The organism is Achromobacter sp. ESBL13 (assembly GCF_036668755.1).
Taxonomy (GTDB): Bacteria; Pseudomonadota; Gammaproteobacteria; order Burkholderiales; family Burkholderiaceae_B; genus Achromobacter.
On record NZ_JAZEVT010000010.1, the window covers coordinates 37406 to 52725 of the forward strand.

Annotated in this window: 13 protein-coding genes; 10 read left to right on the top strand and 3 right to left on the bottom strand. The window is 66.5% G+C overall.

The window, feature by feature from the left end; all coding sequences use genetic code 11:
- Positions 1-82: 82 nt before the first annotated feature.
- The 7 genes from V6F88_RS27420 (at position 83) to V6F88_RS27450 (ending at position 8463) form a co-directional block, all read left to right on the top strand.
- Complete coding sequence (locus V6F88_RS27420; RefSeq protein ID WP_332613460.1) at positions 83-1660, top strand: ABC transporter substrate-binding protein; 1578 nt, start codon at positions 83-85, stop codon at positions 1658-1660.
- Between the two features lie 83 nt (positions 1661-1743).
- Positions 1744-2736, top strand: a complete 993-nt coding sequence (locus tag V6F88_RS27425; protein WP_332613461.1) for an ABC transporter permease — start codon at positions 1744-1746, stop codon at positions 2734-2736.
- Positions 2737-2752: 16 nt separating this feature from the next.
- A complete protein-coding gene (locus V6F88_RS27430) occupies positions 2753-3703 on the top strand; it encodes an ABC transporter permease (protein WP_332613501.1) in 951 nt (316 codons plus the stop codon).
- A 27-nt stretch (positions 3704-3730) separates the two neighbouring features.
- Positions 3731-4924: an amidohydrolase family protein gene (locus tag V6F88_RS27435; RefSeq protein WP_332613462.1), complete on the top strand. Its 1194-nt coding sequence runs from the start codon at positions 3731-3733 to the stop codon at positions 4922-4924.
- The gene (locus tag V6F88_RS27440; RefSeq protein WP_332613463.1) at positions 4921-6429 is read left to right on the top strand and encodes an amidohydrolase family protein; all 1509 of its coding nucleotides are present in this window, start codon (positions 4921-4923) and stop codon (positions 6427-6429) included. The genes V6F88_RS27435 and V6F88_RS27440 overlap by 4 nt, the downstream gene beginning before the upstream one ends.
- Positions 6426-7445 carry an ABC transporter ATP-binding protein gene (locus V6F88_RS27445; protein ID WP_332613464.1) on the top strand — a complete coding sequence of 340 codons (1020 nt, stop codon included), beginning with the start codon at positions 6426-6428 and terminating at the stop codon, positions 7443-7445. Before V6F88_RS27440 ends, V6F88_RS27445 begins: the two co-directional genes overlap by 4 nt.
- Positions 7435-8463: an ABC transporter ATP-binding protein gene (locus V6F88_RS27450; RefSeq protein ID WP_332613465.1), complete on the top strand. Its 1029-nt coding sequence runs from the start codon at positions 7435-7437 to the stop codon at positions 8461-8463. The genes V6F88_RS27445 and V6F88_RS27450 overlap by 11 nt, the downstream gene beginning before the upstream one ends.
- A 60-nt stretch (positions 8464-8523) precedes the next feature.
- Here V6F88_RS27450 and V6F88_RS27455 read toward each other — a convergent pair whose 3' ends face one another.
- From V6F88_RS27455 to V6F88_RS27465, 3 genes are all read right to left on the bottom strand, one after another.
- Complete coding sequence (locus V6F88_RS27455; RefSeq protein WP_332613466.1) at positions 8524-9801, bottom strand: TRAP transporter large permease; 1278 nt, start codon at positions 9799-9801, stop codon at positions 8524-8526.
- 36 nt (positions 9802-9837) lie between these two features.
- Positions 9838-10338, bottom strand: coding sequence for a TRAP transporter small permease (locus V6F88_RS27460; RefSeq protein WP_332613467.1), 501 nt, complete (start codon positions 10336-10338; stop codon positions 9838-9840).
- 103 nt (positions 10339-10441) lie between these two features.
- Entirely contained in the window at positions 10442-11416 is a 975-nt protein-coding gene (locus V6F88_RS27465; protein ID WP_332613468.1) for a TRAP transporter substrate-binding protein, read from the bottom strand.
- Between the two features lie 101 nt (positions 11417-11517).
- Between V6F88_RS27465 and V6F88_RS27470 the strand changes: the two genes are divergently transcribed.
- The 3 genes from V6F88_RS27470 to V6F88_RS27480 are packed head-to-tail and all read left to right on the top strand — an operon-like array spanning position 11518 to position 15192.
- Positions 11518-14049, top strand: coding sequence for an ABC transporter permease (locus V6F88_RS27470; protein ID WP_332613469.1), 2532 nt, complete (start codon positions 11518-11520; stop codon positions 14047-14049).
- Complete coding sequence (locus V6F88_RS27475) at positions 14049-14471, top strand: group II truncated hemoglobin (protein WP_332613470.1); 423 nt, start codon at positions 14049-14051, stop codon at positions 14469-14471. The genes V6F88_RS27470 and V6F88_RS27475 overlap by 1 nt, the downstream gene beginning before the upstream one ends.
- Entirely contained in the window at positions 14461-15192 is a 732-nt protein-coding gene (locus V6F88_RS27480; protein ID WP_332613471.1) for a 3-deoxy-D-manno-octulosonic acid kinase, read from the top strand. Before V6F88_RS27475 ends, V6F88_RS27480 begins: the two co-directional genes overlap by 11 nt.
- Positions 15193-15320 lie beyond the last annotated feature (128 nt).

Consider the following 15320-nt stretch of genomic DNA (forward strand, 5'->3'; position numbering starts at 1 on the left):
GATCGCCATGCTTACCGCGCCGGGCCCGACCCGGCGACATCAAACCGGGTATCAGCCCGATAGACAAGGGAGAGTTGCAGCCATGAAGACGTTGCTTAAATGGACCGCCGGCGCGGTGATCGCGCTGTCGGCCATCACGGGGGCTTCGGCCGCCAACACGCTCAAGTGGGGCGCCGCGCGGGACCTGGATTCGCTGGACCCGTATTCCTACGGCAGCACCTTCAACCTGGCGTTCCTGAACCATGTGTACGAAGCGTTGATCCGCTACGACGACAAGTTCAACATCACGCCCGCGCTGGCCGAATCCTGGGAAGCCGTGTCGCCCACGGTGCTGCGCTTCAAACTGCGCCCGGGCGTCAAGTTTCACAACGGCGCGCCCTTTTCGGCGGACGACGTCGTGGCTTCGCTGACCCGCGTGTCGGACGAGGCCTCGCCGCTAAAGGGCAACCTGCCGGCGTTCAAGGCCGTGCGTCGTGTTGACGACCTGACCGTTGACATTGAAATGACGCATCCGTACCCGTTGATGCTCAATGACCTGACCAACATCTTCATCTTCAACCGCCAGTGGCTGGTCGATCACAACAGCACGCGTCCGACCGATGCCGCCAAGAAGATCGAAGGCTACGCCACGCACAACGCCAACGGCACAGGCCCCTTCAAGGTGGAGTCGTACCGGCCCGATACCCGCACCGTCCTGGTGGTGAACAAAGACTGGTGGGACAAGCCCCGCCACAATCTGGACCGCATCGAATTCACGCCCATCGCGTCGGCGCCCACGCGCGTGGCAGCGCTGCTTTCCGGCGACATCAACTTCACCGAGAACGCGCCGCTGCAAGACCTGGACCGCCTGCGCGCCGCGTCCAACGTGAAGGTGCTGGCGGCGACGGAATTGCGCACGCTGTACTTCGGCATGAACCTGGGCGACAAGCTGGTCGGTTCGAACATCACCGACAAGAACCCGCTGAAAGACCTGCGCGTGCGCCAGGCGCTGTATATGGCGCTGTCGCCCGACCTGCTGCAAAAGCGCGTCATGCGCGGCCTGTCGCGCACCACCGGCGCGCTGGTGGCCCCGTCCATCCCCGGCTACGACATCAAGCAGGAAGAGCGCCTGCCGTTCGATGCGGCCAAGGCCAAGAAGTTGTTGGCCGATGCCGGCTACCCCGATGGCTTCACCTTGTCGCTGCTGTGTTCGAACGACATGTTCGTGAACGAAGAAGAACTGTGCCAGGCCGCCGCGTCAATGTGGGCGCGCATCGGTGTCAAGGCGTCGCTGGCCAGCGGGCCGCGTTCGTTGCAGAACCCCAAGCGCTCGCGTGGCGAGTTCGACATCACCATCCACGGCTGGGCCAACGAGCCGCAGATTGATGCGCTGTCGATCCTGCTGCAAGTGATGCATAGCCGCACCGGCCCGGCGGGCGTCTTCAACTGGGGCCAGTGGGGAGACCCGGCGCTGGACGCGAAGATCGACGCGGCTGCCGCCGAGATGGACCGCGACAAGCGCATCAAGATGATGGCCGAGGTGTTGCAGACGCTGCATGACGACGTTCGCTTCCTGCCGCTGCACCAGCAGCCCATGGCCTGGGCCGTGGGCAACAACGTGGGCGACGTGCTGCAAATGCCGGACAACAAGGCGCGGCTGTGGACGGTGCGCATGCAGTAGCACGCGCGGTTCAGGCGGCTGCCGCGCCCCGGTCGGGGGCGGCGGTCGCGACAGTCCGACATCGGGTCTGAAGGAGGCCGCACATGCTGGCATTCATAGTTAGACGGGTCTTTAACGCAGTCGGCGTGATGCTGGCGGTGGCGTTGCTGGCCTTCGTGATATTTCGTTTTGTCGGCGATCCCGTCGACATGATGCTTAACGAGCAGGCTTCGCAAACGCAGCGCGACGAGCTGCGCGAACGCCTGGGCCTGAACGCGTCGGTGGGCATGCAGTTCGTGCACTTCGTCACCAACGCCGCGCAGGGCGAATTCGGCATTTCGTACCGCAACCAGCAGGACGTGTTCGCACTGGTGGCCGAACGTTTCCCCGCCACGTTCGAGCTGGTGATGATGGCCACGCTGCTGTCGCTGGTGATCGGCGTGCCGCTGGGCGTGCTGACGGCCATCTATCGCAAGTCCCGCATGGCGCAGGCCTTGCAGTTCGTGTCCATCCTGGGTATCTCCCTGCCCAGCTTCGTCGTGGGCATCATGCTGATCCTGATTTTTTCGGTGCAGCTAGGCTGGCTGCCGGGCTTCGGGCGCGGCGACACGGTGAAGATCGGCTGGTGGTCAACGGGCTTGCTGACGCCGTCCGGCCGCGCCGCGCTGGTGCTGCCGTCTATCACCCTGGCGCTGTTCCAGATCACGCTGATCATGCGGTTGGTTCGGGCCGAAATGCTGGAAACCCTGCGCACGGAATTCATCAAGTTCGCGCGCGCTCGCGGCCTGCCGGATCGCATCGTGCATTTTCGGCTGGCGCTGCGCAACTGCCTGATGCCGGTCATTACTGTTACCGGCATGCAGATCGGCAACCTGATCGCCTTCGCGTTGATTACCGAAACCGTGTTCCAGTGGCCGGGCATGGGCCTGCTGTTCATCCAATCGGTCATGTTCGTGGACATCCCCGTCATGGCCGCCTATCTGGTGATCGTGTCCTTCATCTTCGTGGCGCTGAACACGTTGGTGGACATGATGTACGGCGTGGTCGATCCGCGCCTGCGCAGCCAGCACGTCAAAGGAGGCGCCAGTGGCCACTAAACCTCTCAATAAACCCCTGACCAAGCCCCTCGCTACGCCGTATTCGGGCGGCGCGCGCAGCCGGCTGTCGCGCTTCTTGCAAAGCGATTTGTGGTGGAGCCTGCGGCACGATTATGTGGCAATGGGCGCGGGCATCGTGCTGTTGGTGGTGGTGTTGCTGGCGGTGTTCGCGCCGTGGATCGCGCCGCAAAATCCTTATGACCTGGCGCAGCTGGATCTGTTGAACGCCGAGCTGCCGCCATTCTGGGTGGAAGGGGCCGACCCGCAGTTCCTGTTGGGCACCGACACGCAGGGCCGCGATGTGTGGTCGGCCATTCTGTATGGCTCGCGCATGTCGCTGGCGATCGGGCTGGCTACGGTGGTGCTGTCGCTGGCCATCGGCTTGCTCGTGGGCCTGGCGGCCGGCTATTTCGGCGGCTGGGTGGATAACGCCCTGATGCGCGTGGGCGACACGCTGCTCAGCATCCCCACCATCCTGGTTGCCATCCTGGTGACGGCGGTGTTCCGGCAATTGCTGCCCCCAGGCCTGCGCGAAACCTTGTCGGCCGTGATCCTGATCCTGGCCATCTCCATGACCAACTGGGTGCAGTACGCGCGCACCGTGCGGGCGTCGGCGCTGGTCGAGCGTGGCAAGGAATACGTGCAGGCGGCGCGGCTGATCCGGGTCAGCTCACTGCGCATCATGCTGACGCACATTCTGCCCAACACGCTAACCCCCGTAATGGTGACGGCCACGCTGAACCTGGGGCTGGCCGTGCTGATCGAGGCCACGCTGAGCTTTTTGGGCGTGGGCATGCCGCCCACCGAACCGTCGCTGGGCACGCTGATCCGGCTGGGCAACCAGTTCCTGTTTTCGGGGCAGTGGTGGGTGGTGGTGTTTCCCGCGCTGTATCTGAGCCTGATCGTGCTGGTGGTGAACCTGCTGGGCGATTGGCTGCGCGATGCGCTCAACCCACGTCTGCGCTGACGGCGCAATCTTCAATAGAGGTCAAGCATGGAAAACGCAACGTTGTACACCCACGTTCGCCCGGCGGGTGGCGAGCCCACCACGGTGCTGGTCAAAGACGGCCGCATCCACGCGCTGGGGGGCGAGGCGCCCGCGGGCGTGCCGGTGGTGGACGGGGGTGGCGCGCTGATGCTGCCGGGGCTGATCGACGCCCACGCGCACCTGGACAAGACGATGTACGGCATGCCCTGGTATCGCAACGAGGTCGGCCCGCGCCTGATCGACAAGATCGAGAACGAGCGCGCCGAAAAGAAACGCCTGGGCATCGACCCGTATCGGCAATCGGCGCGGCAGCTGGTGATGTCGGTTGCCGACGGCACCAGCCACATCCGCACCCATGTGGACGTGGACACCGACATCGGCCTGGGCGCCATCGAAGGTGTGATGCGCGCGCGCGAGCAATACCGCGACCAGATCGACGTGGAACTGGTGGCCTTTCCGCAAAGCGGGCTGCTGATCCGGCCCGGCACGCTGGAGCTGATGGACGAGGCGCTGCGCATGGGCGCGGAGGTGGTGGGCGGGCTGGATCCGGCCGGCATGGACCGCGATCCCAAGGGCCACCTGGACGCCATCTTCGGGCTGGCCGACAAGCATGGCAAGCCGATCGACATCCACCTGCACGAGGCCGGCGAGCTGGGCGCGTTTTCGATGCAGATGACGATCGATCGCGTGTTGGCGCTGGGCATGCAGGGCAAGGTCACCTTATCGCATTCGTTCTGCCTGGGCATGCCCGATACGCAGGCGGTGCAAGCACTGACGGAAGGGCTGCTTGCCGCCGGCATCCACATCATGACCACCGGGTCCGCGTCGCGGCCGGTGCCCAACGTGGCGCGGCTGCGCCAGGCCGGCGTCACCGTCTGTACCGGCAACGATGGCATGCGCGATACCTGGGGCCCCTATGGCAAGCCCGACATGCTGGAACGCACCATGCTGGTGGGCCTGCGCAACAACTTCCGGCGCGACGACGAACTGGCGATGGCGCTGGACGTGGCCACATACGGCAATGCGCGCGTGATGCAGTTGCAGGACTATGGCCTGGCGCCGGGCTGCCACGCCGACTTTGTGCTGGTGGATGCCGAGACCGTGGCCGAGGCCATCGTGGCCCGGCCCGTACGCCAGTTGGTCGTCAAGCGCGGCAACGTGGTGGCGCGGGACGGGCGTGCCTTGGCGAGCGCGCCGTGACGCCCGTGATGATGCCCAACATGGAAGGCCCGATCCTCCTCACCGCGCGCTGGGTGGTGGGCCATGAAAACGGCCGTCACTGCCTCTACGAGAACGGCGAAGTCGTGTTCGATGGCGACCGCATCGTGTACGTGGGCCATCGCTATCCGGGCACCGTTGCGCGCCGCCACGACTACGGCCGCGCGGTGATCGGCCCCGGCTTCGTGGACCTGGATGCCTTGTCGGACCTGGACACGACCATCCTGGGTTTCGACAATTCGCCCGCCTGGCGCAAGGGCCGCATCTGGCCCGAGACGTACATGCACAAGGGCCCGTACGAGATGTACACGCCCGCCGAACTGGCCTTTCAAAAGCGCTACGCCTTTGCGCAGCTGATCCGCAACGGCATCACCACCGCCTTGCCGATTGCGTCGCTGTTCTACCGCGTGTGGGGCGAAACCCACGACGAATTCCTGTCGGCCGCGAACGCGGCGGGCGAACTGGGCCTGCGCGTGTATCTGGGGCCCGCCTACCGCAGCGGTCATACCTATGTGGACGCAGACGGCAAGATCCGCTGCCATTACGACGAGGCGCGCGGCATGGCGGGACTGGCCGATGCCGTCGCGTTCTGCGATGAGATCGACGGCCGTCACAACGGCCGGGTGCGCGCCATGTTGGCGCCTGATCGCATCGAAACCTGCACGCCGGATCTGCTGCGTGCCTCGGCCCAGGCCGCGCACGAACGCGATATCCCCATCCGGCTGCATTGCTGCCAGTCACGCCTGGAATACGACCTGGTGCTGGAACAGCACGGCATGAGCCCGCCGGAATGGCTGCAAAGCCTGGGCTTTCTGTCGCCGCGCGCCTTGCTGCCGCATGGCACCTATGTGTCCGGTTCGCGCCACATCGCTCGCCCGGGGCATGACCTGGACATCATCCGCGATGCCGGCGCCAGCATCGTGCACTGTCCGCTGGTGTCGGCGCGGCACGGCGCCACGCTGGACTCGTTTGCGCGCTATCGCAAGCTGGGCATCAATATCGGCATGGGCACCGACACCTGGCCGCCGGACATGGTGCAGAACATGCAGGTGGGCTTGCTGCTGTGCCGCGTGGTCGAAGGGTCCACGGAGGCCGTGCGCGCCGAAGACTATTACGACGCGGCCACCGTCGGCGGCGCGGATGCCCTGGGCCGCCCGGATCTGGGCCGCCTGGCCGTGGGCGCCAAGGCGGACATCGTCGTCTTCGATTTTTCGCACGACCGCAACGGCCAGATGATCGATCCGATCCAGACGCTGATGATCAGCGGCAGCGGCCGCGACGTGTCGCAAGTCATCATTGACGGGCGTTTCGTCATGGTGGACGGACGCATCCCCGGTTTTGATGCCCGCCTGGCGCAAGAGCAGGCGCAGCGGCAATTCGATGGCCTGGTTGCGCGCTACCCCGACCGTACCTGGGGCCATCCCCCGGTGCAGCAGATTTTCTCTTCCAGCTATCCGCGTCCCACAAGGAGCAGGAGCCCGTCATGATCGCAATCGACCTTAACGCCGCGCCGGCCGGCGTGCCGACCCTGTCGGTGCGTGGCCTGTCGGTGGAATTTCCCACGCGCCACGGCACGCTGGTGGCCACGCGCGACATCAGCTTTGACATTCAGCCGGGCGAAATTCTGGGCATGGTGGGCGAGTCCGGCGCGGGCAAGTCCTTGACCGGCATGGCGGTGATCGGCCTGCTGGAGCCGCCCGGCCGCCTGGGCGCAGGGGAAATCCTGTTGGCGGGCAAGCGCATCGACAACCTGCCGCCCAAGGCGCGGCAGCGTTTGCGCGGCAAAGAGATCGGCGCGATTTTCCAAGACCCGCTGACCAGCCTGCACCCGCTGTTCACGGTGGGTGATCAACTGGTTGAAACCATCCGCCACCACGACAAGGCGTCGGCCCCGGCCGCCCGCGCTCGCGCGCTGGAGCTGCTGCTGGCGGTGGGCATCCCGGCGGCCGACAAACGCATCGATCACTATCCGCATCAGTTCTCGGGCGGCATGCGCCAGCGCGTGGTGATTGCGCTGGCCCTGGCCGCGCGCCCCAAGCTCATCATCGCGGATGAGCCGACCACCGCGCTTGATGTCTCGGTGCAGGCGCAGATCACCGCGCTGCTGCGCCGGCTATGCCGCGAGCAGGGTACGGCCGTGCTGCTGGTTACGCACGACATGGGCGTGATTGCTGAAACCGCCGACCGCGTGGCGGTGATGTATGCCGGCCGCATTGTCGAGATCGGGCCGGTGCTGGACGTGCTGCGTCGGCCGGGGCACCCCTATACCCAGGGCTTGATGAACGCCATTCCGGGCCTGCGCCATCGCGCCGCTCGCTTGAATCAGATCGACGGCGCCATGCCGCGCCTGCACGCCATGCCCGATGGCTGTGCCTTTCACCCGCGTTGTGCGCTGGCCGGTCCACGCTGCGCCCAAACCCGGCCGCCCTTGGCCGCCTCGCCCTCGGGCGCCACGGTCAGCGCCTGCTGGCTGCATCAGGAAGGAGTAGCCCATGCCGCGTAACGATGATGTGCTGTTGCGGGCCGACGACCTGGCCTGCTGGTTTGACGTATCGCCGCCCTGGCTGGAACGCACGTTGTCGCGCCAGCCCATGCAGACGCTGAAAGCGGTGGATGGCGTGTCGCTGGCCGTGCCGCGCGGCTCGACCTTGAGCATCGTCGGGGAATCGGGCTGCGGCAAATCCACCTTGGCCAAGCTGCTGGTCGGCTTGGTGGCGCCCACGCGCGGCACGCTGCAATACGGCCGCAACCGGACGGGCGGCGTGCTGTATCCGCAAATGATTTTTCAGGACCCCTACGCCAGCCTGAACCCGCGGTGGCGCGTCGGCAACATCGTGGCCGAGCCGATCATCACCCTGGGCCTGCGCCAGAGCCTTCCCGACACGCGCCGCCGCGTGGACGAATTGCTGGAGCTGGTGGGCCTGTCCGCCAGTGACGCCAGCCGTTTTCCGCACGAATTCTCGGGCGGGCAGCGCCAACGCATTTCAATTGCGCGCGCGTTGGCGACGCAGGCCGAATTCCTGGTGTGCGACGAGCCCACGTCGGCGCTGGACGTGTCGGTGCAGGCGCAGATCCTGAACCTGATGGGCGACCTGCAGAAGGAATTCGGGCTGACGTATGTGTTCATCAGCCACAACCTGTCGGTGGTGCGGCACGTGTCCGACAGCGTGGCGGTGATGTACCTGGGCAGATTCGTGGAGCAGGCGCCGGCCGATCAATTGTTCGAGTCCCCGCAGCACCCCTACACGCGGATGCTGCTGGACACGATTCCCGACCTTGAGAACCCCCGCCGCGACCGCGAACCCATGGGTGGCGAAGTGCCCAACCCGATCCAGCCGCCGTCGGGCTGCACGTTTCACCCGCGTTGCCCCGAGGCGCGCGACGAATGCCGCGACGAAGCGCCGCAGGTCACACATACGGGCGGCATGCAGACGAGTGGCGCGCAGACGGGTGGCGCGCAGACGAATGGAAGGCAATTGCGCTGCCACGCCGTGCGCTGGGAACGCGCGGTGGCGGCTTGAAAAAACCGCCCATCACGCACGCGCGGTGATGGGCGGTGATGGGCCGTAGTTCCGCCGTTTTTACTTCGCGTAGACCAGATCGCGCAGGCCCAGCGACAGGCCCGGCCAGTACGTAATCACCAGCAAGCAGACGATCACCACACCCACGAACGGGATCAGCGGCTTGACGATCCGCTCCAGCGGCAACTTGGCCACCGCGCAAGCGGCGAACAGGTTCACGCCAAACGGCGGGGTGATCATGCCCAGCGCCAGGTTCACCACCATGATGATGCCGAAGTGCACCGGTTCCACGCCAAACTTCAGCGCCACGGGCAGCAGCAACGGGGCCAGCACCACGATGGACGCGGACGTTTCGATGAACATCCCGATCAGGAACAGCGCGGCATTCACGCCCATCAGGAACGAGAATTTCGTTTCGAAAATCTGCGACAGCCACGTGCCCAGCGCGTCCGGGATGCCGGCGCGATTGAGCAGGAAGCTGAACACGCCCGCGTTGGCGATCACGAACATGATCACCGCCGTGGACACCACGGACTTGTGCAGCGTGGCGGACAACTGCTTGAAGCTCAGGCGGCGGTAGATGAACTTGCCGATCACCACCGCGTACATCACGGCCACCACCGACGCTTCGGTCGGCGTGAACACGCCGCCGTAGATGCCGCCCAGGATAATGACGGGCATAAGCAAGGCCAGCCAGGCGCTCTTGAATGCCGGCCACAGCGGCAAGCGACCTTCGCCGTCACGCTTGCCCAGGTTGTTGCGCTTGGCGTAGAACCACACGTAGAACATCAGCGCCAGGCCGATCAGGATGCCGGGCATCACCCCGGCAATGAAGAGTTCGCCCGTCGACGTGTCGGTGGACACGGCGTACAGAATCATCGGGATCGACGGCGGAATGATCACGCCCAATTCCGCCGCGCTGGCCTGTAGCGACGCGGCAAAGGGCGCCGGATAGCCGTGCCGGATCATGGCGGGGATCAGGATGGCGCCCACCGCGAACGTGGTGGCCACGCTGGAGCCGGCCACCGCCGCGAAGATCATGCAGGTCAGCACGCAGGTGCAGGCCAGGCCGCCCTGGATGCCGCCCACCACGCTCTTGGCGAATTCCACCATGCGTTCGGAAATGCCACCGGCTTCCATCAGGTTGCCGGCCAGGATGAAGAAGGGGATGGCGACCAGCGGGTACTTGTCCAGCGCGGCGTACAGCTGCTGGGCAACCACCACCCAGGGCAAGCCGGAGCTGCCGACGCCCGCCAGGCTGGCCAGGCCGATCGACACGGCGACCGGTACGGACAGCCCGAAGAAGATCAGCATCGAGACAATCATTAATTGGGACATGGCGATATCTGCTGCGTAGGTTCGATGGGGGCGGCTTCAGCCTTGTGCGTCGTTGCGCACGGGCACGTCGTCTTCTTCGCCGGCGCACCAGCGGGCCAGCACGGCAATGGCGGCCAGCGTGGCGCCCACGGGAATCGCCAGGTAGATCCAGGAAATCGAGATGTCCAGACTGGGCACCGTCTGGAAGCGCACGCGGTAGGTCATGTTGCCGCCGATCCAGGCCAGAAAGCCCAGGAAGCCGGCGCAGATCAGGCCGATCACGGTTTCCAGCACGCGGCGCTTGGCGCCACCCAGCAGATTGCGCAGCAGTTCAACGCTGATCATCGCGCCATGGCGAAAGGCCAGCGCCACGCCCAGCAGCACGGTCCAGATCAGGAGGGCGCGGGTCAGCACCTCGCTCCAGTCGGCGGGCGAATGCAGCACGAAGCGGGCAATGACCTGGTAGAAGGCGGCAGCCGCGGCGGCTACCAGCAGAAGTTGGGCAAGAACCGAGACCAGCTTGAACAGGCCGCGGTCGAAAGCGCAGAGCAAACGCATGATGAATCCCGATGGCGTGAAACGCACAGGGTGGAAAACGGCAGGCGGCGGGACCCGAATCCCGCCGCCTGATGGCGCGGCGCCCGCACGGGGCGCCCGCCGCTTACTTGGTGTCGCGGATCGAGTCGATCAGCTTCTTGTCGAACTTCTTGTAGTACTCGGGGTAGGCCGGCTCGACAGCGGCGGCAAAGGCGGCGCGGTCCACTTCGGACACCTGCATGCCTTCTTTCTTCAGCTGTTCAACGCCGGTCTTCTCGATGTTGTCCACATAGGCGCGCATGGCCATGGCGGATTCCTTGCCGGCCTTGTCGAAGTTGGCCTTGTCGGCGGCCGACAGGCCTTCATAGACGTTGGCCGACATCAACACCAGCGCCGGGCCGTACACGTGGCCGGTCAGCGACAGGTACTTCTGCATTTGCGACAGTTTGGCCGAGGTGATGACCGACAACGGGTTTTCCTGGCCGTCGATGGTGCCTTGCTGCAAGGCGGTGGCCACTTCGGGCCAGGCCATGGGCGTGGGCAGGATGCCGATCTGGCGGAAAGCCGTGATGTGGATCGGGTTTTCCGTGGTGCGGATCTTCAGGCCCTTGGCGTCGGCCGGCGTCTTGACCGGGCGCACGTTGTTGGTCAGGTGGCGAAAGCCCTGCTCGCCCCAGGCCAGGGCGATGATGCCGCGGCTGGGAAACTTGGCCAGCATGTCCTGGCCGATCTTGCTGTCCAGCACGGCGCGCGCGTGTGGCAGGTCGCGCAGCAGGAAGGGGATATCGAAAACCCCCGTCTCGGGAACAAAGTTCAGGGTGGCGCCGGTCGAAACGATGGCCAGGTCGATGGTGCCGATCTGCAAGCCTTCGATCACTTCGCGTTCGCCGCCCAGCGCGCTGTTGGCGAATTGCTGTACCTTGTATTTGCCGTTCGACGAGGCTTCGATGGACTTGGCCATGGCGTCGGCGCCCGCGCCGTAGTGCGACGAGGTCGACAGGGCGTAGGCCATCTTCAGGGTGGTCTGGGCTGCCGAGGGCAGGGAGGTGGCGGCCGCGCAGGCGGCCAGAATCGTGGCCGCAAGCCAGGATTTACGCATTGTCTTCTCCGGTATTAGGTATCTTTATGGGCGGCGTTGCCGCCCGCCCCGGGATGATATCGGGATTCGGACGGCCAATAAGCGGTTTTTAACATTGATGAATGATGGATTTCCCTGATATGTCACAGGCCAAGCGCCCCGGTTTCTGGTCCACCCTGCGCCTGGGCGCCAGGATGATGATGCGCGACGCCCGGGCGGGCGAACTGCGCTTGTTGGTGCTGGCCTTGGTGGTGGCCGTGGCCGCCGTCACCAGCGTGGGCTTTCTGGCAGACCGCGTCGGCCGGGCGCTGGAACGCGATGCGGGCCAGATGCTGGGCGCCGACCTGGTGCTGGACGCCGACGAGCCCGTGCCTGCCGCGTTTCTGGACCAGGCCCGCGAACGGGGCCTGACCCTGTCCAGCACCTGGCAGTTTCCGTCCATGGTGGGCGCGGGCGACGGCGCCCAACTGGCCGCGCTCAAGGCCGTGGAACCCGGCTACCCGCTACGCGGCGCGTTGCGCGTGGCCGACGCCCCGTTCGCGCCGGACGCGCCCACCCGCGACATCCCGCCCCAGGGCGCGGTGTGGGTAGACGCCCAGTTGCTGTCGCTGTTGAACCTGAAAGTGGGCGACACGCTGAACGTGGGAGACGCCCATCTGCGCGTGGACCGCGTCATCACGTACGAGCCGGATCGCGGCATGCAGTTCGTCAACGTAGCGCCGCGCGTGCTGCTGCGCGCCAGCGACCTGCCCGCCACCGGCCTGATCGCGCCCGGCAGCCGCATCGGCTACGCCATGCTGGTGGCCGGCCAGCCGGACGCCGTGGCGGGGTATGCCACCTGGCTGAACCAGAACCTGAAGCGGGGCCAGAAAGTGGCCACGCTGGAATCGGGCCGGCCCGAAGTGCGCCGCACGCTGGACCGCGCGCAGCGCTTCCTGTCGCTGGTCGCCTTGCTGGCGGTGCTGATTTCCGCCGTGGCGGTCGCGCTGGCGGCCGGCCGCTACATGACGCGGCACCGCGACGGCATCGCCGTCATGCGCTGCCTGGGGGCGGTGCAATCGCAGGTGTCGCGCATGTTGACGCTGGAATTCGCGCTGGTTGGCCTGTTTGCCTCGGCGGCGGGGTGCCTGCTGGGCTTTGCCGTGCACCAGGTGCTGGTGATGCTGCTGGGCTCGCTGATCGATACCCGCCTGCCCGCGCCGTCCGCGATACCCGCGTTGCAAGGGGTGCTGACCGGCCTGTTGCTGCTGCTGGGCTTTGCCTTGCCTGCGTTGGCGCAGCTGCGCCATGTGCCGCCCGCCCGGGTGCTGCGCCGCGACGCGGACACGCTCAGCGCCCGCAGCGCCGTTGGCTACGCGGTGGGGGCGGTCGGCTTCGCCTTGCTGATCTGGTGGTTTGCCGGCGACGCCAAACTGGGCGCCGTGGTGGCGGGCGGCTTCCTGGGCGCTTTTGCCGTGTTCGCGCTGGTGGCCTGGTTGTGCATCCTGGGCCTGGCGCGCGTGCGCGGCCTGGCATCGGGCCTGCCCGCGTTGCGCTTTGCGCTGGCGGGCGTGGTGCGCCGCCGCGCGGCGACGATCACGCAGGTGTGCGCGCTGGCGGTGGGCTTGATGGCGCTGCTGCTGTTGACCATGACGCGCACCGACCTGATCCAGGGCTGGCAGCGCACGATGCCGGCGGATGCACCCAATCGTTTCCTGATCAACGTGCAGCCCGACCAGCGCCAGCCCGTCACCGACGCGCTGACCCGCGAAGGCCTGGGGGGCATCACGCTGTCGCCGATGGTGCGCGGGCGGCTGATTGCCATCAACGGCAAGCCGGTCGGCCCGGACGACTACGAAGAACCGCGCGCCAAGCGCCTGGTGGACCGCGAATTCAACCTGTCCTACGGCGACGAGATGCCGTCGTCCAACAAGATCGAGCAAGGCCGCTGGCTGACGCCCGGCGCTTCCGAGGTGTCGCTGGAATCCGGCCTGGCCAAGTCGCTGGGCCTGAAACTGGGCGACAAGATGACCTTTGACGTGGCCGGCCAGCAGGTCGAAGCCGCCGTCACCAGCACCCGCCGGGTGGATTGGGATACGATGCGCGTCAACTTTTTCGCCATCCTGACCCCCTCGGCGCTGGCCGACATGCCCCAAAGCTGGATCACCTCTTTTTACCTGCCGCCTGAAAAAGCGGCCGTGCTGCCCGCGCTGGTGCGCCAGTTTCCCAACCTGACCGTGTTCGACGTGGGCGCCATCCTGCAACAGCTGCAATCCGTGCTGAACGAAGTGGGCAAGGCGGTGCAGCTGCTGTTTTTGTTCACGCTGGCCGCGGGCGTGCTGGTGCTGTCGGCCGCGCTGACGGCCACGCGCGACGAGCGCATGCGCGAAGCCGCGGTGCTGCGCGCGCTGGGCGCCACCCGCTCGCAGCTGGCCCGGTCGCAGCGTATCGAGCTCTGGGCCGTGGGCGGGCTGGCGGGGCTGCTGGCGGCTGCCGGCGCCACCGCCATCGCCTGGGCGCTATCTACCCAGGTGTTCGACTTCACCATTACCCTGAGCCTGTGGCCGTGGCTGGCCGGCATCGGGGCGGGCATGCTGGGCGCCTGGGCCGGCGGCGCCATGGCGCTGCGCGGCGTGTTGCGCACGCCGCCGCTGGTCACCCTTCGAGAAACCTGATGACAACCCGAGTCCATACCATTAGCGAACCCGTGGAAAATTCCCGCAGTATCTTTGACCTTCTGGGCGGCGAACCCGGCGTGCGCGCGCTGGTCGACCGCTTCTATGACCTGATGGACATGGAGCCTGACCTGAAAGAACTGCGCGCCGCGCACGGCCCCAATCTGGACGAGGCCCGCAACAAGCTGTTCTGGTTTCTGTGCGGCTACTTCGGCGGCCCCGACCATTACATCGAACGCTTCGGCCACCCGCGCCTGCGCGCGCGCCACCTGCCGTTTTCCATCGGCCAGGTCGAACGCGACCAGTGGGTGACGTGCATCGGGCGCGCCATGGAAGACCAGGGCATCGACCCCGCGCTGGTGGAGCGGCTGCTGGAATCGTTCTACGGCGTGGCTGACTGGATGCGCAATCGTGAAGGCTGACGACGCACGCTCGGGCGCGGTGCGCCAGGCCTGGCCCGCGCCGCTGGCCGGCGCCATGCTCAGCGATGCGCGCCTGGGCAACGCCGGCCCCGACATCTTCAACCCCGGCCACTATGGCGACCGGGCTCGGCCCGTGGACGCGGGCGGCCGCCAGGCAGCCTGGTTTGTGCAAGGGCAGGGTTGGCAGGGCGTGCTGCGGCGCTACCGACGCGGCGGCATGATCGCCCGCATCAGCCGCGACGCCTACCTCTGGAACGGCGAAGACCGCACCCGCAGCTTCCGCGAATTCCGCCTGCTGGCGGCGATGCGCGCCCAGGGTCTGGCCGTGCCCGCGCCGCTTGCCGCCGCCTACTGGCGCCAGGGCCCCATCTACCGCGCGGCCATCATCGTGGAACGCATCCCCGGCGTGCGGCCCCTGGCCCATGCGCTGGCCGAGCCGCTATGGGGCGCCGTCGGGCAGGCCATCGTGCGCATGCATCGCGCGGGCGTCTGGCACGCCGACCTTAATGCGTTCAACATCCTGATCGGCGCCGACAACCAGGTCTGGCTGATCGACTTCGACCGTGGCACGCAGGGCGCGCTGTCCGAACGCCAGCGCCAGGACAACCTGGATCGCCTGCGCCGATCACTGGTCAAGGTGGCGGGCGAAGAGGGCGACCGCTACTGGATGAAATTGCGCGACAGCTACTGGACCGCCTGGGGCGTGGGCGTGCAGCCCTGACGCTGGGGCCGGCCCCGCCCGCGGTCGGCCGCTAATTGCGCGAACTCGCCGGTAAAGTTGGGCAGGTCATCGCTAAAAAGCTTTATCATTTCGCCTTTTGGTAGTCCTGACATACACGGCATACGGCA